The sequence below is a fragment of the Halorhodospira sp. 9622 genome (assembly GCF_022228025.1).
Lineage (GTDB): Bacteria > Pseudomonadota > Gammaproteobacteria > Nitrococcales > Halorhodospiraceae > Halorhodospira > Halorhodospira halophila_A.
The window spans coordinates 69,711-87,753 of record NZ_JAJNRE010000007.1; the positions used below are offsets into that span (position 1 = coordinate 69,711).

General features: G+C 68.5%; 17 protein-coding genes and 1 tRNA gene. 8 read left to right on the top strand and 10 right to left on the bottom strand.

All coding sequences use genetic code 11. The annotated features are described in order from the left end of the window. Positions 1-17: 17 nt before the first annotated feature. From LRG07_RS05790 to LRG07_RS05820, 7 genes are all read right to left on the bottom strand, one after another. Complete coding sequence (locus LRG07_RS05790) at positions 18-362, bottom strand: phosphoribosyl-ATP diphosphatase (RefSeq protein ID WP_201169978.1); 345 nt, start codon at positions 360-362, stop codon at positions 18-20. Beyond that, positions 359-1,123, bottom strand: a complete 765-nt coding sequence (gene hisF, locus LRG07_RS05795; protein WP_201169980.1) for an imidazole glycerol phosphate synthase subunit HisF — start codon at positions 1,121-1,123, stop codon at positions 359-361. Before hisF ends, LRG07_RS05790 begins: the two co-directional genes overlap by 4 nt. Further along, positions 1,113-1,853, bottom strand: coding sequence for a 1-(5-phosphoribosyl)-5-[(5-phosphoribosylamino)methylideneamino]imidazole-4-carboxamide isomerase (gene hisA, locus LRG07_RS05800; RefSeq protein ID WP_238641962.1), 741 nt, complete (start codon positions 1,851-1,853; stop codon positions 1,113-1,115). Before hisA ends, hisF begins: the two co-directional genes overlap by 11 nt. Next, positions 1,850-2,500 carry an imidazole glycerol phosphate synthase subunit HisH gene (gene hisH, locus LRG07_RS05805; protein ID WP_238641963.1) on the bottom strand — a complete coding sequence of 217 codons (651 nt, stop codon included), beginning with the start codon at positions 2,498-2,500 and terminating at the stop codon, positions 1,850-1,852. Before hisH ends, hisA begins: the two co-directional genes overlap by 4 nt. 2 nt (positions 2,501-2,502) lie before the next feature. Further along, positions 2,503-3,096, bottom strand: a complete 594-nt coding sequence (hisB, locus tag LRG07_RS05810) for an imidazoleglycerol-phosphate dehydratase HisB (RefSeq protein WP_201169986.1) — start codon at positions 3,094-3,096, stop codon at positions 2,503-2,505. Between the two features lie 63 nt (positions 3,097-3,159). Beyond that, positions 3,160-3,624, bottom strand: a complete 465-nt coding sequence (dtd, locus tag LRG07_RS05815; RefSeq protein WP_201169987.1) for a D-aminoacyl-tRNA deacylase — start codon at positions 3,622-3,624, stop codon at positions 3,160-3,162. A gap of 269 nt (positions 3,625-3,893) precedes the next feature. Further along, positions 3,894-4,436 carry a hypothetical protein gene (locus LRG07_RS05820; protein ID WP_238641964.1) on the bottom strand — a complete coding sequence of 181 codons (543 nt, stop codon included), beginning with the start codon at positions 4,434-4,436 and terminating at the stop codon, positions 3,894-3,896. 166 nt (positions 4,437-4,602) lie between these two features. Between LRG07_RS05820 and LRG07_RS05825 the strand changes: the two genes are divergently transcribed. The 6 genes from LRG07_RS05825 (at position 4,603) to LRG07_RS05850 (ending at position 10,287) form a co-directional block, all read left to right on the top strand. Next, complete coding sequence (locus tag LRG07_RS05825) at positions 4,603-5,514, top strand: lysophospholipid acyltransferase family protein (RefSeq protein WP_238641965.1); 912 nt, start codon at positions 4,603-4,605, stop codon at positions 5,512-5,514. A gap of 99 nt (positions 5,515-5,613) precedes the next feature. Continuing rightward, the gene (gene rpsU, locus LRG07_RS05830; protein WP_011813897.1) at positions 5,614-5,829 is read left to right on the top strand and encodes a 30S ribosomal protein S21; all 216 of its coding nucleotides are present in this window, start codon (positions 5,614-5,616) and stop codon (positions 5,827-5,829) included. A 19-nt stretch (positions 5,830-5,848) separates the two neighbouring features. Beyond that, entirely contained in the window at positions 5,849-6,313 is a 465-nt protein-coding gene (locus LRG07_RS05835; RefSeq protein ID WP_238641966.1) for a GatB/YqeY domain-containing protein, read from the top strand. Between the two features lie 54 nt (positions 6,314-6,367). Next, positions 6,368-8,212, top strand: a complete 1,845-nt coding sequence (gene dnaG, locus LRG07_RS05840; RefSeq protein WP_238636575.1) for a DNA primase — start codon at positions 6,368-6,370, stop codon at positions 8,210-8,212. Between the two features lie 101 nt (positions 8,213-8,313). Then, complete coding sequence (gene rpoD / locus LRG07_RS05845) at positions 8,314-10,125, top strand: RNA polymerase sigma factor RpoD (RefSeq protein ID WP_201169992.1); 1,812 nt, start codon at positions 8,314-8,316, stop codon at positions 10,123-10,125. An 86-nt stretch (positions 10,126-10,211) separates the two neighbouring features. Next, positions 10,212-10,287 (top strand) — tRNA-Ile (locus LRG07_RS05850). A 91-nt stretch (positions 10,288-10,378) separates the two neighbouring features. Here LRG07_RS05850 and LRG07_RS05855 read toward each other — a convergent pair. Continuing rightward, positions 10,379-10,798, bottom strand: a complete 420-nt coding sequence (locus tag LRG07_RS05855) for a secondary thiamine-phosphate synthase enzyme YjbQ (RefSeq protein ID WP_238641967.1) — start codon at positions 10,796-10,798, stop codon at positions 10,379-10,381. 127 nt (positions 10,799-10,925) lie between these two features. On the opposite strand from LRG07_RS05855, the gene LRG07_RS05860 reads away from it, so the two are divergent. Beyond that, on the top strand, positions 10,926-12,947 hold the full coding sequence (locus LRG07_RS05860; protein WP_201169996.1) for a YgiQ family radical SAM protein: 2,022 nt from the start codon (positions 10,926-10,928) through the stop codon (positions 12,945-12,947). Positions 12,948-12,977: 30 nt separating this feature from the next. On the opposite strand, the gene glgA is transcribed toward LRG07_RS05860, so the two are convergent. Beyond that, the gene (glgA, locus tag LRG07_RS05865) at positions 12,978-14,411 is read right to left on the bottom strand and encodes a glycogen synthase GlgA (RefSeq protein WP_201169998.1); all 1,434 of its coding nucleotides are present in this window, start codon (positions 14,409-14,411) and stop codon (positions 12,978-12,980) included. Beyond that, the gene (glgB, locus tag LRG07_RS05870; protein WP_238633456.1) at positions 14,408-16,597 is read right to left on the bottom strand and encodes a 1,4-alpha-glucan branching protein GlgB; all 2,190 of its coding nucleotides are present in this window, start codon (positions 16,595-16,597) and stop codon (positions 14,408-14,410) included. The genes glgA and glgB overlap by 4 nt, the downstream gene beginning before the upstream one ends. 126 nt (positions 16,598-16,723) lie before the next feature. On the opposite strand from glgB, the gene glgC reads away from it, so the two are divergent. After that, the gene (glgC, locus tag LRG07_RS05875) at positions 16,724-17,989 is read left to right on the top strand and encodes a glucose-1-phosphate adenylyltransferase (RefSeq protein WP_201241757.1); all 1,266 of its coding nucleotides are present in this window, start codon (positions 16,724-16,726) and stop codon (positions 17,987-17,989) included. Positions 17,990-18,043: the final 54 nt, after the last annotated feature.

Below are 18,043 nucleotides of genomic sequence, written 5' to 3' on the forward strand. Positions count from 1 at the left end.
CTTCCGTTATGCGTTGCTCACTCGCCGCGGGCCGCTTTCTCGTCCAGGCCCGAACGGCCCACCCGTCGCTCCAGCTCCGCCAGCACCTCATCCACCGACACCCCACTGGCGGAGAGCATGACGAGAGTATGGAACCACAGATCGGCGGTCTCATAAACGATCTGTTCCCGCTCGCCGCCCTTGGCGGCGATCACCGTCTCGGTCGCCTCCTCGCCAACCTTCTTGAGGATGGCGTCCAAGCCTTTGTGGTGAAGCCGCGCCACATAGGAGGCATCCGGCGATGCACCGCGGCGCCGCTCGATGGTCTCGGCCAGCTCGCGCAGGGTGTCGGCCGCCGACCGCCCGGTTCCGGCTTCGCTCATTGTCGGACCTCGATACCGCGTTCCGCCATGTACGCCTTGGCCTCGCCGACGGTGTGGTCGCCGAAGTGGAAAATGCTCGCCGCCAGAACGGCATCGGCTCCCCCCTCGTCGACCCCATCGGCCAGATGTTCCAGATCCCCCACGCCGCCGGAGGCGATCACCGGCACGGTCACCGCATCGGCGACGGCGCGGGTCAGGCCGAGATCGAAACCGGCCCTTGTGCCGTCTCGGTCCATGCTGGTCAGCAGGATCTCGCCGGCTCCCAGCGCCACCAGGCGCTGGCACCAGCTGATGACCTCGAGCCCGGTGGGATTGCGCCCGCCGTGGGTGAAGACCTCCCAGCGCGGCGGATCCTCCTCAACCTGCTTGGCGTCCACCGCCACCACGATGCACTGCGAGCCGAAGCGTTCGGCGGCCTCGCGGACGAACTCCGGGCGGTGAACCGCCGCGGTGTTGATGGCCACCTTGTCGGCGCCGGCATTGAGCAGGCGGCGCACGTCGGCCACGGTGCGCACGCCGCCACCGACGGTCAACGGGATAAAGACCTGCCCGGCCACCGCCTCCACCACATCGTAGATGGTATCGCGCTCCTCGTGGCTGGCGGTGATATCCAGGAAGGTCAGCTCGTCAGCCCCCATGGCGTCGTAGCGCCGGGCGATCTCCACGGGGTCGCCAGCGTCGCGAATGTCCACGAAACGGACGCCCTTGACCACCCGGCCGCCATCCACATCCAGGCAAGGGATAATGCGCTTAGCGGTCATCGCCGGCCTCCCGCGCCGTGCGGATAGCGGCGGCCAGGTCAAGGCCGCCGTCGTAGATGGCCCGCCCCACGATGGCCCCGGCGATGCCCTCCGGGCTCGCGGCCAGGCTGCGCACGTCCTCGAGGCTGCTGACACCGCCGGATGCGATCACCGGGATGAAAACGGCCCGGGCCAGCTCGCGGGTGGCCTCGACGTTGCAGCCCTGCATCATCCCGTCCCGGCCGATGTCCGTGAAGATCAACGCCGCCACGCCGGCGTCCTCGAACCGGCGAGCGAGGTCGACGGCGGCCACCTCGGAGGTCTGTTCCCAGCCATCGGTGGCGACGTACCCGCCCCGCGCATCCAGCCCCACGCACACCCGCCCGGGGATCTCGCGGCAGAGCTCCTCCACGAAAGCCGGCTCGCGCACGGCACGGGTGCCGACAATGACGTAACCCACGCCGGCGTCCAGGTAGCGCAGGGCCGTATCCCGGCTGCGGATGCCGCCGCCGATCTGCAGCGGCGTATCGGGGTAGGCGCGGGCGATCGCGTGGATCGTCTCCTCGTGGGCAGGCCGGCCCTGCACCGCGCCGTCGAGGTCGACCAGGTGGAGGCGCCTGGCGCCGGCCGCCACCCAGCGCCCGGCCACTGCCACGGGGTCGGCGTCGAAGATGGTCTCGTCGTCCATCCGGCCCTGGCGCAGCCGCACACAGTGGCCGTTCTTGAGATCGATGGCGGGGATTACGATCACGTCCAGCTCCCGTCCCAGTCGAGGAAGTTGCGGTAGAGGCGCAGGCCCGCGTCCTGGCTCTTCTCCGGATGGAATTGCACGGCGAAGCAGGGCCCGTCCGCCACGGCGGCGGCGAAACGGCACCCGTGCTCGGCCTGGCCGACGATGATGCCCGGATCGTCGGCCACGACGTAGTAGCTGTGCACGAAATAGAACCAAGTCCCGTCCTCGATGCCGGCCCACAGCGGGTGCCGGCAAGGCCGGTGCACCCGGCTCCAGCCCATGTGCGGCACCTTCAGCGGCCGCCCGCGGCCGTCGCGCTCGCCGTCTGGGAATCGTACGGCACGTCCGGGCAGCACACCCAGGCCGTCCACCCCGCCGCTCTCCTCGCTGTGGGTCAGCAGCGCCTGCATCCCCAGGCAGATACCGAGGAAGGGACGGCTTTGCGCGGCCTCGATTAGGGCAGCGGTCAGCCCGAGGCGGTCGAGTTCGGTCATGCAGTCGCCGATGGCGCCGACGCCCGGGAGTACAACACGCTTGGCATCCCGGACCCGGGCGGGGTCGGCGGTCACCTCGAGACCCGACTCGTCACCGGCGGCGTGGGCCAGGGCCCGGTAGACCGAGCGCAGGTTGCCCATACCGTAGTCAACGATGGCCACCCGGCTCATGGCTAGAGGGCCCCCTTGGTGGAAGGGATCCGACCCGCGGCGCGCTCATCCAGGCTGACGGCCTGGCGCAGCGCGCGCCCGAAGGCCTTAAAAAGGCATTCGACCATGTGGTGAGCATTGCGTCCGCGCAGCACGTCCAGGTGCGCGGTCACCGCAGCGTGGCTGGTCAGGGCCCGGAAGAACTCCTCGACGAGTTCGGTATCAAAGCGTCCGATCAGCGCCCGCGGGAACTCGGCCTCATAGACGAGCCCGGGCCGGCCGGAGAGGTCGAGCACGGCACGCGATAGCGCCTCGTCCAGGGGCACATAGGCGTACCCGTAGCGGGTCAGCCCGGCCTTGTCGCCCCACGCACGAGCCAGCGCCTGCCCGAGCGCGATGCCCACGTCCTCCACGGTGTGGTGGTCATCGATCCAGGTGTCCCCCTTGGCCTGGACGTGCAGATCCAAGCCGCCGTGACGGGCCACCTGGGCGAGCATATGCTCGAAGAAGGGAACCCCGCAGTCGAGTTCTGCGCTCCCCTCGCCGTCGAGATCCACCCGCACCCGCACGGCGGTCTCGCCGGTGGTGCGCTCGACTTCTGCCGTTCGCTTGGCCATGGCCGTAACGCCCTCGCAGTTGGAATCGATCCGGGCCTGACGCCCGACGGGCGAACGAGGATATCACACGGCGCCGGCCGGCCCCGGCGGCGCCTCCAGCCAGAAGGTCACCGGCCCGTCATTGACCAGCTCAACCTGCATGTCCGCGCCAAAGACCCCGGCGGCCACCGGCCCCGTCGCCCGGGCGTGCAGAGCATCCAGAAAGATACCGAACAGGTCCTGACCGGTCTGGGGGTCGGCAGCGGGTCCGAAGCTCGGCCGCATGCCCTTGCGTGTATCCGCGGCCAGGGTGAACTGCGGCACAGCTAGCACACCGCAGGCCCGATCGAGGGCGGAGGCGTTCATGCGCCCGGCGTCATCCGGAAACACCCGGTAGCCCAGCACCCGCTCGGCCAGGCGCCGGGCCTGTTGCGGGCCATCCCCGCGCACGGCACAGACCAGGGCGACCAGCCCGTGCCCGATCTGCCCGACAACCTCGCCCTCGACCCAAACCCGGGCCCTTCCTGAACGCTGAATAACGGTGATCATCGCCGACGATGTCAGATTTGTCTTACACGCACTGCGGCTGCCCCTGATTTCCCTGCTACGGGCGCTGGGGCATTGTAGACCACGGCTACCGGCAGTCGAACTCCTGAGGCTTAACGGAAGAGCCCAGTCGATTGTGCGGGAGCCTGGGTGGGGCGATGGATCGCTCGGCCTTCAGGGACCGCTCAAGGAAGAGTAAGGCCCCCGCCCATTAGCCCGAGGGAAGCGGGTTCAAGCCGACGCAGGATGCGTCGGCTTTTTTTTTCGTCCGATCAGGCCTTCTTGCTGCCGCCAGAGGTGCTGCGCCCTGCAGAGGATTTCTGCGAGCCGGTAGCCCCCGACGTCGCGGTTCCGGATAGCTCCTGCATCGCCTCCTGAGCCCGCTTGGTCGCATCCTGCCAGGCCTGGAGCACGCGCTGGCCCTCCGAGTCCCACTGCTCCGCCATGCGGGACGGATCCATGTTCTTCACGCTGTCGAACCAGGCGTTCCAGAGCTTGCTCTGCGCCTCGGTCCAGGACTTCATCATCTCCTGGGTCTGCTTAACCGCCTCCTGCATCCCCTCGCTGGCATGCTCTCCGGCACCGGCCTGCTGTGCCCACTTCTGCGCCCACTGCACCTGGGCGTCGAGGGCCTCGCGGACCGCCTTCTCCCAGGCCTCCAGGTTCTGCTGATAGTGGCGCTGCCACTCATCGCCCTGGGACACCCCGGTGGGCATCTGCATGCCACGCACCGTCTGCAGCCACGTATCCCACATGCGCTGCTGCATCTCGGTCCAGTTCCGGACCATTTCTTCCATCGGTTGGTTACCGCTCATTGGAATCCTCTCCTGTATGTCCTCACGAAGAACTCCGGGCACGGCCACATGGGTAAAGGCTCGCCCCGGGCGCGCATGGCACCCCACCGGGAAAGTGTAGCGAGCCTGCCCCCGAACACCACCGCCCGGGTTGCCTTGCCGCCCCGGGAACAGGTTAGCTATCGCCATGACCGAAGAGCCAGCCCCACCACGCAGCCTGGAATGGACCCTCTCCGTCCTGGCCCGACTGCCCCTGCCCGTGCTGCACGCCGTCGGTGCGGCGGTCGGCACCACCCTGGCCTACCTGCCCAATCGGACGCGGCAGGTCGCCGAGATCAACCTGCGCCTCTGCTTCCCGGATCTGGCCGCGGGCGCGCGGCGCCGCCTGGTTCGCAACGCCCTGCAGGAGACGTGCAAGACCGCGCTGGAGATCGCGCCGATCTTTAAGCGCCCGCCTGAACGGGTGGTCGGCTGGGTGCGCCAGGTCCACGGCCGAACCCACTTCGACCAGGCCCTGGATGAAGGTCGGGGCGTGCTCCTGCTCGCCCCCCATATCGGCTGCTGGGAACTGCTCAACCTCTGGGTGGCTGCGCGACAACCGCTCACGGCCCTGTACCGCCCCCCCCGCCAGCCCGCTCTGGAACCCATCCTGCTCGCCGGGCGCTCGCGCAACGGAGCCCGCCTGCTCCCCGCCGGCCCCCAGGGCGTGCGCGGCGTACTGCGCGCCCTCGCCCGCCGGGAGGTGGTCGGCATCCTGCCCGACCAGGAGCCGGACGGCAGTGAACCCTTCGCGCCGTTTTTCGGGGTCCCCGCCAAGACCATGACCCTGGCCGGGCGCATCGCCCAGCGCTCCGGCGCCGTGCCACTATTCGCGTTCGCCGAGCGACTCCCCGCCGGTCGCGGCTACGATCTGCACTTCCTGCCCGCCGACCCAGACGTCGCCGACCGCGACCCGACCGCGGCCACGGCGGCGATCAACCGGGGAGTCGAGCAGTGCGTGCGCATCGCTCCGGCGCAGTACCAGTGGACCTACAAGCGCTTCAACACGCAGCCCGATGGCAGTTGCCCCTACCCGAAAAAACGCCGACGGCGAGGTTGAAATACCCCCCTCATGGCAACTAGACTGCTCGTTTATCTTTGGGCTGAAATGCCCGGATAATCATTTGCCATGGACAACGACGAAGGGGTCGACGAGCGCATGCCGATTGTGAAAGTCCGCGAAAACGAGCCATTCGAGGTGGCCCTGCGCCGCTTCAAGCGTTCCTGCGAGAAGGCGGGCGTGCTGTCCGAGATCCGCCGGCGCGAGTACTACGAAAAGCCCACGCAGGTGCGTAAGCGCAAGCAGGCCGCCGCCGTCAAGCGGCACATGAAGCGGCTCAACCGCGAGCAGCAGCGGCGCCAGCGGCCCTACTGACCCCCGGACCCAGGAACCGATGGCCCCACCCAGCAGCGTCAAGGAAACCGTGCTCGAGGCAGTGAAATCCGCCATGCGGTCCGGCGACAAGGAGCGATTGGCGGTCCTGCGCTCGGCGAGCGCGGCACTCAAGCAGCGTGAGGTGGACGAGCGCTGTGACCTCGCCACCGACGACAGCGCGGCCATCGATGTCCTGGCCAAGGCGGTCAAGCAGCGGCGGGAGTCCGCGGAGCAGTACCGCGACGCCGGCCAGACCGCCCGGGCCGAGGCCGAGGAACGAGAGATCGAGATCCTCTCCGAGTTCCTTCCCCAAGCGGCCAGCGATGAAGAGATCGACGCCCTGATCGAAGAGGCCATCAACAACTCAGGGGCCGCATCGATCAAGGACATGGGCCGCGTCATGGGATCTCTCAAAGAGAAGCTCCAGGGGCGGGCCGACCTCGGCGCAGTCAGCGCTCGCGTCAAGAACCGCCTCGGCGGCTGACCCCGCCCTCGCCGCGATACCGTCTGGAGCCTTCCAGACCCCGGAGGCTGGCCGATGGCCGGGCGGATCCCCGATGAGTTCATCGATGAGGTGCTGCAACGCACCGACATCGTCGCCGTCATCGGCGAGCGCGTGCCGTTGCGCCCGGCCGGCAGCAATTACAAGGCGCGCTGCCCCTTCCACGACGAGCGCACCCCCTCGTTCAACGTCAATCCTGAACGACAGACCTACCACTGCTTCGGCTGTGGTGCCCACGGCACGGCGATCCGCTTCCTCATGGAACACGACCGCATGGAGTTCCGTGAGGCCATTGAGGAGCTGGCCGGCCGGGTTGGCCTGGAAATCCCGGACGGCGGCGGGGCCCGCCGGGCCGCCGACGAATACGCCCCGCTGTACCGCGCTCTGGCCCACGCCCACCAGTTCTTCCGCGACGCACTGCGCAACCACCCTGCGCGCCAGAGCGCCGTAGAATACCTGCGTCGGCGCGGGATCTCCGGGGAGGTGGCCGCCCGTTTCGGCCTCGGCTTCGCCCCGCCGGGCTGGGACAACCTCCTGCGCCAGCTCGATGACCCGCGACCGGCCATCCGCGCCGGACTGATCATCGAACGGGAACAGAAGACCTACGACCGTTTCCGCGATCGCATTACCTTCCCGATCCACGATCGCCGCGGTCGCGTGGTGGCCTTCGGCGCCCGAGTGGTCTCCGACGGCGAGCCCAAGTACCTCAACTCCCCGGAGACCCCGGTCTTCCACAAGGGCCGTGAAGTCTACGGCCTCTACCAAGCCCTTCAAGCCGAGCGCCGCCCCGGCCGGCTGATCGTGGTCGAGGGGTACATGGATGTCATCGCCCTGACCCAGCAGGGCATCCCTGGCGCCGTCGCCACCCTCGGTACCGCCACCACCGCCGAGCAGGCGACGCTGCTACTGCGCTCCGCGGACGAACTGGTGCTCTGTTTCGACGGCGACGACGCCGGCCGCAGCGCGGCGCTGCGCGCCGTCGAGAACCTGCTCCCAGTCCTGCAGGGCGACCGCGAGGTCCGCGTGCTGCTGCTGCCCGAGGGCAGCGACCCCGACGACCTGGTGCGCAGCGAGGGCCGCGAGGCCTTCGAAGCACGCCTGGATGCCGCCACGCCGGTCATCGAATTCTTCCTGGCCCACCTCGGCGAGGAGTGCGACCTGACCACCGTCGACGGCCGCGCCCGCCTGCTGGAACGGGCCAGCAACCCGCTGCGGCGGCTACCACGGGGCATCGTGCGCGAGACGCTGATCGGCCAGCTCGCCGAGCTGACGCGCACCGAGCCCGAACGCATCGACCGCATCCTCGAAGGACGGGGCGAAGCCACCCGCAACCAAGGCGCCGCGCAGCCGCGCAGCGCCCCACGCAGTCCCGAGACAAGCCTGCAGCGCACCCCCGTGCGCCACGCCATCGCCCTGCTGCTGCAGCAGCCGCAGCTCGCGGCGTACGCCGGCGACCCGGACCGCTTCGCCGATCGAGACATTCCTGGACTAGACTTGCTGCAACAGCTCCTTGAACTGGCGCGCACGGAACCCAATATCACAACGGCAAGGGTCTTGGAGCGGTTCCGCGACACCCCGCACGAGACCCCGCTACACCGGCTGGCGGCCTGGCAACGAACCGCCATGGCCGAGGGGGACCACCAGCAGGAACTCCAGGACGCCCTCATGCGGATCGAGGAGCAGATCATCCACAACGAGCAGAAGCGGTTGGTCCGTGAGCTCGAGCAGGAGGAACGGGATGAGCAGACCATGGACCTGGAGCAGGAGCGGCTGCGTCAGGCGACACGACTGCAGCTGCTGATGGACCGGCTCAAGCGGGGCCGGATCAGCGCCGATGAACAGCAGGAGATGGAGGAACTTCGCGCGGCGTTTCGCCTCTAAAACCTGACGCGCCCTTGAAGGAACCCGAACCTGGACGCTACACTGTACGGTTCCGCCCAGCGGCGCCTTCCCCGAGCAACCGCGGATCAGACCGATCGCCTATGTCACAGGATCAACAGTCGCAAATCAAGCAGCTCATCGCCAAGGGCAAAGAGCAGGGCTTTCTGACCTACGCGGAGGTTAACGACCACCTCCCCGACGATATCGTCGACCCCGATCAAATCGACGATATCATCGGCATGATCAACGACATGGGGATCAACGTCCATGAGACGGCCCCGGACTCGGACGAGCTGCTCCTGGCTGAAACCACCGTGGCCACCGACGAGGACGAGGCCGAAGAGGCCGCTGCCGCCCTCGCCGCCGTGGACGCCGAGTTCGGCCGGACCACCGACCCCGTGCGCATGTACATGCGCGAGATGGGCAGCGTCGAGCTACTCACCCGCGAGGGCGAGATCGAGCTGGCCAAGCGGATTGAGGACGGGCTCGACCGTGCTTTGATGGCCCTCTCCTCCTACCCGGAGGCGGCCCGGCAGCTGATCATGCTCTACGACCGCGCCCAGGAGGGCGAGGCCCGGCTGACCGACATCCTTGCCGGCTTCCGTGACCGCGAGGACGGCTCCGAGCAGCTTCCGGAGGCCCCCGCTGCCGCCCCGGAGACCGCCACCGAGGACGAGGAGGAGACCACCGCCACCGAAACCGGCCCCGATCCCGAGGCGGTGGCGGAGCTCTTTGAGCGCCTGCGGGCCGCCTACAACGAGATGCAGGAGGTTTTGGCCAGCGAGGGTTCGGCCGCACCGCGCATCGCCGAACTGCGCGGCGAGCTGGAGGAGATCTTCCTGAGCATCAAGTTCACCCCGAAGGTGGTGGACGCTGTGGCCGACCGGCTGCGTGGCACGGTGGATACGATCCGCGCCCGAGAGCGCGAGATCATGAATCTGTGCACCCGCGAAGGGCGAATGGCTCGCAAGGAGTTCGTCAAGAGCTTCCAGGATCGCGAAACCGACCCCACTTGGCTCGACGACCTGCTGGCCGAGGGGGGCGAGCGCGCCGAGCGACTGAAGCCGCACGCCGAGACCATCCGCAAGGCCCAGGCGGATCTCAAGGAGATCGCCGACAAGAACGGCCTCTCCGTGGCGGAGATCAAGGAGATCAACCGCCGCATGTCCATCGGTGAGGCCAAGGCCCGCCGCGCCAAGAAGGAGATGGTCGAGGCCAACCTGCGCCTGGTCATCTCCATCGCCAAGAAGTACACCAACCGCGGCCTCCAGTTCCTGGACCTGATCCAGGAGGGCAACATCGGCCTGATGAAGGCGGTGGACAAGTTCGAGTACCGGCGCGGCTACAAGTTCTCCACCTACGCCACGTGGTGGATCCGCCAGGCCATCACCCGCTCCATCGCCGACCAGGCGCGGACCATCCGCATCCCGGTGCACATGATCGAGACCATCAACAAGCTCAACCGGGTATCGCGGCAGATGCTTCAGGAGATGGGCCGCGAGGCCACCCCCGAGGAGCTCGCCGAGCGCATGGAGATGCCCGAGGACAAGGTGCGCAAGGTCCTCAAGATCGCCAAGGAGCCGATCTCCATGGAGACGCCCATCGGCGACGACGAGGACAGCCACCTGGGCGACTTCATCGAGGACACCAGCGTCACCTCGCCGGTGGACTCGGCCACCTCCGAAGGCCTGCGCGAGTCGGTGCGCGAGGTACTCTCCGGGCTGACGCCCCGGGAGGCCAAGGTCCTGCGCATGCGCTTTGGCATCGACATGAACACCGACCATACCCTCGAAGAGGTCGGCAAACAGTTCGATGTCACCCGCGAGCGCATCCGCCAGATCGAGGCCAAGGCGCTGCGCAAGCTGCGCCACCCGACCCGCTCGGAGGGACTGCGCAGCTTCTTGGAGGAGTAACCCGCGCCCGAGCCGATCCCCGGGGTGCCGTTGCCGGCGCCCCGGGGTTGTGTTTTGATCCCTGCGGGATCCCTATCCCCTCCGACGGGCCTGTAGCTCAGTGGTTAGAGCAGGGGACTCATAATCCCTTGGTCGTCGGTTCGAATCCGACCGGGCCCACCATTTCCCGCCCTCCAATCCATCGTTACGCAAAAACCCACGTACTCCGTCCAGCCTCCCGGCGACCCGCGTGACTCGATCGTGACTCTTCCCGTCACTCCCCGATCAGCGTCAGCGTCACGCGTCGAGCATGCCCCCCGCTGCGGTGCTCCCAGAGGTAGAGCCCCTGCCACGTCCCCAGCGCCGGGCGACCGCCGCTGATCGGGATGGTCACGCCGCTGCCGGTGAGTATGCTGCGGATGTGGGCCGGCATGTCGTCAGGGCCCTCCATGTCGTGCTCGTACATGGGGTCGCCGTCCGGCGCTACACGGGCCATGAACCGCTCCAGATCGGCGCGGACACTGGGATCGGCGTTCTCGGTGATCATGAGCGAGGCGCTGGTGTGGTGGCAGAAGGCATGCGCGAGGCCACGCGAAACGCCGTACTCACCAATGGCGTCGGCGAGGCGACGGGTGAGCTCATGGGTCCCACGGCCGCGGGTCTGCACGGTGAGGGTCTGCTGCTCGATCTTCATGACACATGGACTCCGGGGCGATGATTCGAGCCCGACACCCTAGCGCCGCCCCGGGATCCGCTCAAGTTGCGGCCGCGGCACATAAAACGTCCATGACGCGCCCCGCTGCGCCGGTTACCATGACGGCGTGAACGACTCGAAGCCCCCCGCACTGTTCTCCTACCGCCCCTACTGGGCGGCCCGCTTCGGCGTAGCGCCGTTTCTGCCCATGTCCCGGCGAGAAATGGGCGAGTTGGGCTGGGACAGCTGCGACATCATCCTGGTCACCGGCGACGCCTACGTCGATCACCCGAGCTTCGGCATGGCCATCATCGGCCGTCTGCTCGAGGCCCAGGGCTTCCGCGTGGGTATTATCGCCCAGCCCGACTGGCGCGACACCACCGACTTCCAGGCCCTGGGGGCACCGAACCTCTTCTTTGGCGTCACCGCCGGCAACATGGACTCCATGGTCAACCGGTACACCGCCGATGGTCGGCGCCGCAGCAACGACGCCTACAGCCCCGATGACGAGGGCGGACGCCGCCCCGACCGGGCCACCATCGTCTACAGCCAGCGCCTGCGCCAGGCCTACCGCGACACGCCGATCCTCCTGGGCGGGATCGAGGCCAGCCTGCGCCGCCTGGCCCACTACGACTACTGGTCCGACAAGGTCCGGCGCTCGGTGCTGCTCGACGCCAAGGCCGACCTGCTGCTCTACGGCAACGCGGAACGGGCCCTGGTCGAGGTCGCCCACCGCATCGCCGCCGGCGAGCCGCCGCAGCGGATCCGCGACGTGCGCGGCATCGCTTACGCCCGCCCCGCTCCCGGCCCCGCGGAGGACGACCCGGCCGACCAGCAGGGCGTGCTGCGGCTGCCGGACTGGGAGAGCGTGCGCCGGGACGCGGATCGTTTTGCCGAGCTGGCGCGCATCACCCGCCAGGAGACCAACCCGCACAACGCCCGGACCCTGGTGCAGGCCCACGGCGATCAGGAGGTCTGGATCACGCCGCCTCCGCTGCCGCTGAGCACCGAGGAGCTGGACACCCTCTACGAACTGCCCTACCAGCGGGGGCCGCACCCAGACTACGCTGGACGCCGGATCCCCGCCTGGGAGATGATCCGCTTCTCGGTGAGCATCATGCGCGGCTGCTTCGGCGGCTGCAGCTTCTGCTCGATCACGGAGCACGAGGGGCGGCTGATCCAGTCCCGCTCCCGGGAGTCGATCCTGCGCGAGATCGACGAGATCGCCGAGCGCACCGAGGGCTTTACCGGGGTCATCTCGGATCTCGGCGGCCCCAGTGCCAACATGTACCGCATGGGCTGCAAGGACCCGCAGGCCGAGGCCCATTGCCGGCGCATGTCGTGCCTCTACCCCCGCATCTGCCGCAACCTTGATACCGATCACGAGCCGCTGATCGACCTCTACCGCCAGGCCCGGCAACGCCCCGGCGTGAAGAAGGTCCTGGTGGCCTCGGGCGTGCGCTACGACCTGGCCATCCACTCCAAGGCTTACGTGCGGGAGCTGGTCAGCCACCACGTCGGCGGCTACCTGAAGATCGCGCCGGAGCACACGGAGCCCGGGCCCCTGGGGCAGATGCTCAAACCGGGCATGGACACCTACGATCGCTTCAAGGCGCTGTTTGAGGACTACAGCCGGCGGGCGGGCAAGGAGCAGTACCTGATCCCGTACTTCATTGCCGCCCACCCGGGCACCACGGACGAGGACATGCTGCAGCTGGCCCTGTGGCTCAAGCGCAACGGCTTCCGGCCCAACCAGGTGCAGGCCTTCCTGCCCACGCCCATGGCGCTGGCCACCGCCATGTATCACAGCGGCCGCGACCCGCTGCGCCGGGTCGGGCCGGAGGGCGGCGCCCCGGTGCACACCGCCCGGGGTCTGCGCACGCGTCGGCTCCACAAGGCCTTCCTGCGTTACCACGACCCGGAGAACTGGCCGCTGCTGCGCCAGGCCCTGCAGCGCATGGGCCGCGCGGACCTCATCGGCAACAGCAAACGTCACCTGGTGCCCGCCCACCAGCCGCCGGGCACCGGATCCGCCGGCGAGGGGCGGCGGACCCCGACGGGCAAGCACCCCCGCCGGCAGACGCCGCCCGCGGGCGCCCCCCCGGCCCGGCAGCGAAAGGGCCGGGGGCGGGGCAGGCGCCAGCGCTAATCCGCGGGCGCTGACCCGGCGGAGCAGTCGTCATCCCCGCTCTGCCCCCAGCTCGCGATACAGATCCCGATACGCCCGCGCCGAGGCCTCCCACGAGTAGCTCCCGGCCATGCCGCGGGCCTGGATGGCGTGCCAAGCCGACCGATCCCGCCAGTGCGCCAAGGCCCGCTCCACCGCCTCGGCCAGGGCGGCGCCCTCCGCCGCAGCCAGGTGGAAACCGTTACCGCTCTGGGGGTGGGCATCCACGTCCACGACCGTATCCGCCAGCCCGCCGGTGGGGTGGACCACCGGCGGCGTCCCGTAGCGCAGGGAGTAGAGCTGGTTGAGCCCGCACGGCTCAAAGCGCGAGGGCATCAGAAACAGATCACTGCCGGCCTCGATCTGGTGGGCGAGCGCCTCATCGTAGCCGATCACCACCCCGACCTGCCCCGGATATTGTTCGGCCGCGGCACGCAGCGCGGCCTCCAGCCTATGATCCCCCGAGCCGAGAAGGGCCAGCCGCGCGCCGCTGGCCAGCAGACGCGGCAACGCCGCCAGGATCAGGTCCACACCCTTTTGCTCCACCAGCCGACCGACGAAACCGAGCACGGGCCCGTCGCCCTCCGCCAGGCCAACGGCCCGTGCCACGGCCCCGCGATTGGCCCACCGGGCCGGGTCGTCCGGTTCGGCGTAGCGGGCGGCCAGATGGGGGTCACGCCCCGGGTCCCAGGTCTCGGTATCGATGCCGTTGACGATGCCGAACAGCCGGTCCCGCCGGTGGTGGAGGAGCCCCTCCAGCCCCCAGCCAAAGGCCGGGGTCTGGATCTCGCGAGCGTAGGTTGGGCTGACCGTCACCAGGGCGTCGGCGAAGACCAGCGAGCCCTTGATAAAGGCCAGCTGGCCGAAAAACTCCAACCCCTCGGGGTGCCAGAGCTCGGCTGGCAGCCCGAGCCGGGGATAGAGTTCCGCCGGAAAGAGCCCGCGGTAGGCCAGATTGTGGATACCGAACACGGTGGCCGGCCGCTCGCTGCGCTCGCGCAGGAACACCGGGGCCAACGCGGTCTGCCAGTCGTTGCCGTGGAGCACGTCGGCGCGCCAGTCCAGCAAATCCCCCGCTGCCAGAGCCGCAGCCACCTGCGACAGACGGCAGAACCGCCAATGATTGTCCGGCCAGGCATCGCCCCCAGCCGTGGCGTAGGGACCGCCGACGCGTGCGAACAGCGGCGGATCGTCGAGCAGCCAGACCCCAACCCCGGTGCCGGGCAGCCGCCCTTCAATCAGCGCCACATCCCCGTCGGCCCACGGCACCTGACGCCGGCGGACCGTGCCCTCCAGCTGCTCGGCGGCACCCGGATAGGCGGGCATCAACAGGTGTACGTCGCAATCGAGCTCAGCCAGCCCCCGGGTCAGGCCGAAAGCCACGTCGCCCAAGCCCCCGGTCTTGGCCAGCGGCCAAGCCTCGGCGGTGGCGAACAGGATCCTCACGCACCCTCCCCGACCAGCACCAGGCCGGCCAGCGGCGGCAGGGTCAGCACCACCGAATACGGGTGGCCGCTCCACGGCACCGGCTCGGCGATCACGCCACCGGCGTTGCCCACATCCGAGCCGCCGTAGAGGGCCGAATCGGTGTTCATCCGCTCCGCCCAGTACCCAGCGACCGGCACGCCCAGCCGATAGCCGTGGCGTGGCACCGGCGTGAAGTTGAGAACCACCATTGCCCGCTCGCCGGCGTCACCGCAGCGCAGGTAACTGAGCACCGACTGCTCGGCGTCGTGGCAGTCCACCCAGGCGAAGCCCGCCTCGGAGAAGTCGTGCCGGTGCAGCGCCGGCTCACCCCGGTAGAGCCCGTTGAGATCGCCGATCAGGCGCTGCACGCCGGCGTGGCGTGGATCGGATAGGGCCGCCCAGTCCACCGTAGAATCGGCATCCCATTCGCTGCGCTGGCCAATCTCGCAGCCCATGAACAGCAGCTTTTTGCCCGGATAGGTGAACTGGTAGGCGTAGAGCAGGCGCAGGTTGGCCAGGCGCTGCCAGTCGTCGCCGGGCATGCGGTCAAGCAGGCTGCCCTTGCCGTGGACCACCTCGTCATGACTGAACGGCAGGACGAAGTTCTCGGTGAAGGCGTAGAGCAGACCAAAGGTCAGCTGGTCGTGGTGGTAGCGGCGGTGGACGGGGTCCTCGCCGAGGTAGGTCAGGGTGTCGTGCATCCAGCCCATGTTCCACTTCATGGTGAACCCCAGCCCACCGAGGTAGGTCGGGCGCGTGACCTGCGGCCAAGAGGTGGACTCCTCCGCGATGATGCAGGTCCCAGGCTGCTCGCCGTGGGTAACGGTGTTGACCTCGCGCAGGAAGGCGATGGCCTCCAGGTTCTCGTTGCCGCCGTGGACGTTCGCCACCCAGTCACCGTCCTCGCGGGAGTAGTCCAGATAGAGCATGGAGGCCACTGCGTCGACGCGCAGCCCATCCAGATGGTAGGCCTCGAGCCAGTACAGGGCGCTGGAGAGCAGGAAACTGCGCACCTCGTTGCGGCCGAAGTTGAAGATCAGCGTCCCCCAGTCGCGGTGCTCCCCCTGGCGGGGATCGGCGTGCTCGTAGAGCGGCGTACCGTCGAAGCGGGCCAGCGCCCAGGCGTCCCGCGGGAAGTGGGCGGGCACCCAGTCCAGGATCACTCCGATGCCGTGGCGGTGGCAGTAGTCAATGAAGTAGCGGAAATCATCCGGGCCGCCGAAGCGGCTGGTCGGGGCAAAGTAGCCGGTGGTCTGGTAGCCCCAAGAGTCGTCCAGCGGGTGCTCGGTGATCGGCAGCAGCTCGATGTGGGTAAACCCAGTGCGCTGGACGTACGCGACCAGCTCGTGGGCAAGGGTGCGGTAGTCGAGGAAACCGCCCTGCGCATCGCGCTGCCAGGAGCCAAGGTGGACCTCGTAGATCGACCAGGGCGCCTGCTGCCAGGCGCTGCCCTCCCGGCGCCGGCGCTCCATCCACTCGCCGTCCTCCCAGGCGTAGGCCTCCGGCGGCTCGACCACGGCGGCCGTTTCGGGCCTTTGCTGGTAACGCCGGGCACAGGGGTCGGTCTTGAGCATGGGGCCACAACCGCCGTGACCGCGTAACTCGAACTTGTACAACGCCCCCGGCTCCAGCCCGGGGATAAACAGCTCCCACACCCCGGCCTCGAGGCGCAACCGCATGGGGTGAAGACGCCCGTCCCAGCGGTTGAAGTCGCCCACCACGCTGACCCGCTCGGCGTTGGGCGCCCAGACGGCAAAGGCCACGCCCGCCACCCCCTCCACCGTGGTGCAGTGCGCGCCTAGAAAGCGCTGGGCGTGCCAGTGCCGCCCCTCGGCGTAGAGGTGCAGATCGAACTCGGAGAGCACCGGCGGGAAGCTGTAGGGGTCGTAGGTGCTGCGCCAGCTCCCGCCAGCGTCGCGCCAGCAGAAAACGTACGGCGCCTGCAGGGCGGCGGGCAGCGGCGCCTCGAAGAAGTCGGTACCCGCGATACGGGGCACCGCGGTGCCGTCCTTGAAGGTTACCTCCACGGCTTCCGGGTGGTAGATCCGCACCCGGCGCTCGGCGCCGTGGGGCCCGCCGAGGTAGGCGAAGGGGTCGGCGTGACGGCCCTCCGCGATACGCTGCCGGTCGTCACCCCCGGCATCCTTCTGAATGGATCGATTCACGCGCACACCCCGCTCGCCGGCTTCAATGGACCCTGCCGGAAGGGGCGCTGGCACGCAATACCCTGTCGATCGCCGGAAAAGCCGTCCATACTGCCCTTCAGGCCTCTGTCACCAGGAAGATCCGACGTGTTATCCCATCGCTCTCCCCGTTTCGTCAGCCGCCTGACCCGAGACACCCTGGCCCTGATCCTCGCCGGCGGCCGCGGCACGCGGCTGCGCGAGCTCACCCAGTGGCGTGCCAAACCGGCGGTTCCGTTCGGCGGCAAGTTCCGCATCATCGACTTCCCCCTGTCCAACTGCATTAATTCCGGCGTGCGGCGCATTGGCGTACTCACCCAGTACAAGGCCCACTCCCTGATCCGGCACATCCGTCAGGGCTGGAGCTCGCTGAGCAGCGACTTCGGCGAGTTCGTCGAACTGCTGCCAGCCCAGCAGCGCATCGCCGACTCCTGGTACCAAGGCACGGCCGATGCGGTTTATCAGAGCCTGGACATCGTCCGGCTGCACGATCCCGACTACGTCCTGATCCTCGCCGGCGACCACATCTACAAGATGGACTACGGGCCGCTGCTTGCCTACCACGTGGAGAGCGGCGCCGACGTCACCGTCAGTTGCCTCGAGGTCCCCATCGAGGAAGCCAGCGCCTTCGGCGTCATGGGCATCGATGACGACAGCCGGGTGGTTCGCTTCGACGAGAAGCCGGCCAACCCCACGCCGATCCCCGGCCGCGACGACCGTGCGCTGGCCTCCATGGGGGTCTACGTCTTCAACCGGGACTTCCTCTTCCGAACCCTCGGGGCGGACGCCCGCAGCGGCTCGGAGCATGACTTCGGCAAGGACATCATCCCGCAGCTGATCGACCAGGCCCGAGTCATGGCCTACCCCTTCCGGGAGCCGACCACCGGGGACCAGGCGTACTGGCGGGACGTAGGAACCATCGACGCCTTCTGGCGGACCAACCTTGAGCTGATCGACGTCACCCCGGAGCTCAACCTCTATGACCGCAAGTGGCCGATCTGGACCTTCCAGGAGCAGCTGCCCCCGGCCAAGTTCGTCTTCGACGAGGAGGGCCGCCGCGGCACCGTAGTCGACTCCATGGTCTCCGGCGGGTGCATCATCTCCGGGGCGCGGCTACGGCGCTCGCTACTGTTCTCGTCGGTGATCGTCGATGAACGCACCCGGGTTGAGGACTCGGTGATCCTCCCCGAGGCCCATATCGAGCCCGACTGTCGGATCCGCAACGCGGTGATCGACAAGTACTGCCACATCCAGGCGGGGACCGTGATCGGCGAAGATCCCGAGGAGGACGCGCGGCGCTTTACGGTCAGCCCCAGCGGTGTTGTCCTCGTCACCCCGGAAATGCTCGGCCAGGAGATCCACGTTGTCTATTGATGCCAGCGACCCGAACGCGACAGAGACCCAGCCCGTGCGCGTGGTGCTGTGCTG

What these genes read in the sequence shown, in the direction of transcription:
- hisH (WP_238641963.1), bottom strand. Translation starts at nt 2,500, where the DNA reads ATGAGCCGGGTGGCCATCGTTGACTACGGTATGGGCAACCTGCGCTCG.
- rpsU (WP_011813897.1), top strand. Translation starts at nt 5,614, where the DNA reads ATGCCGATTGTGAAAGTCCGCGAAAACGAGCCATTCGAGGTGGCCCTG.
- LRG07_RS05790 (WP_201169978.1), bottom strand. Translation starts at nt 362, where the DNA reads ATGAGCGAAGCCGGAACCGGGCGGTCGGCGGCCGACACCCTGCGCGAG.
- LRG07_RS05820 (WP_238641964.1), bottom strand. Translation starts at nt 4,436, where the DNA reads ATGAGCGGTAACCAACCGATGGAAGAAATGGTCCGGAACTGGACCGAG.
- dtd (WP_201169987.1), bottom strand. Translation starts at nt 3,624, where the DNA reads ATGATCACCGTTATTCAGCGTTCAGGAAGGGCCCGGGTTTGGGTCGAG.
- LRG07_RS05825 (WP_238641965.1), top strand. Translation starts at nt 4,603, where the DNA reads ATGACCGAAGAGCCAGCCCCACCACGCAGCCTGGAATGGACCCTCTCC.
- LRG07_RS05835 (WP_238641966.1), top strand. Translation starts at nt 5,849, where the DNA reads ATGGCCCCACCCAGCAGCGTCAAGGAAACCGTGCTCGAGGCAGTGAAA.
- hisF (WP_201169980.1), bottom strand. Translation starts at nt 1,123, where the DNA reads ATGACCGCTAAGCGCATTATCCCTTGCCTGGATGTGGATGGCGGCCGG.
- LRG07_RS05855 (WP_238641967.1), bottom strand. Translation starts at nt 10,798, where the DNA reads ATGAAGATCGAGCAGCAGACCCTCACCGTGCAGACCCGCGGCCGTGGG.
- hisB (WP_201169986.1), bottom strand. Translation starts at nt 3,096, where the DNA reads ATGGCCAAGCGAACGGCAGAAGTCGAGCGCACCACCGGCGAGACCGCC.
- rpoD (WP_201169992.1), top strand. Translation starts at nt 8,314, where the DNA reads ATGTCACAGGATCAACAGTCGCAAATCAAGCAGCTCATCGCCAAGGGC.
- dnaG (WP_238636575.1), top strand. Translation starts at nt 6,368, where the DNA reads ATGGCCGGGCGGATCCCCGATGAGTTCATCGATGAGGTGCTGCAACGC.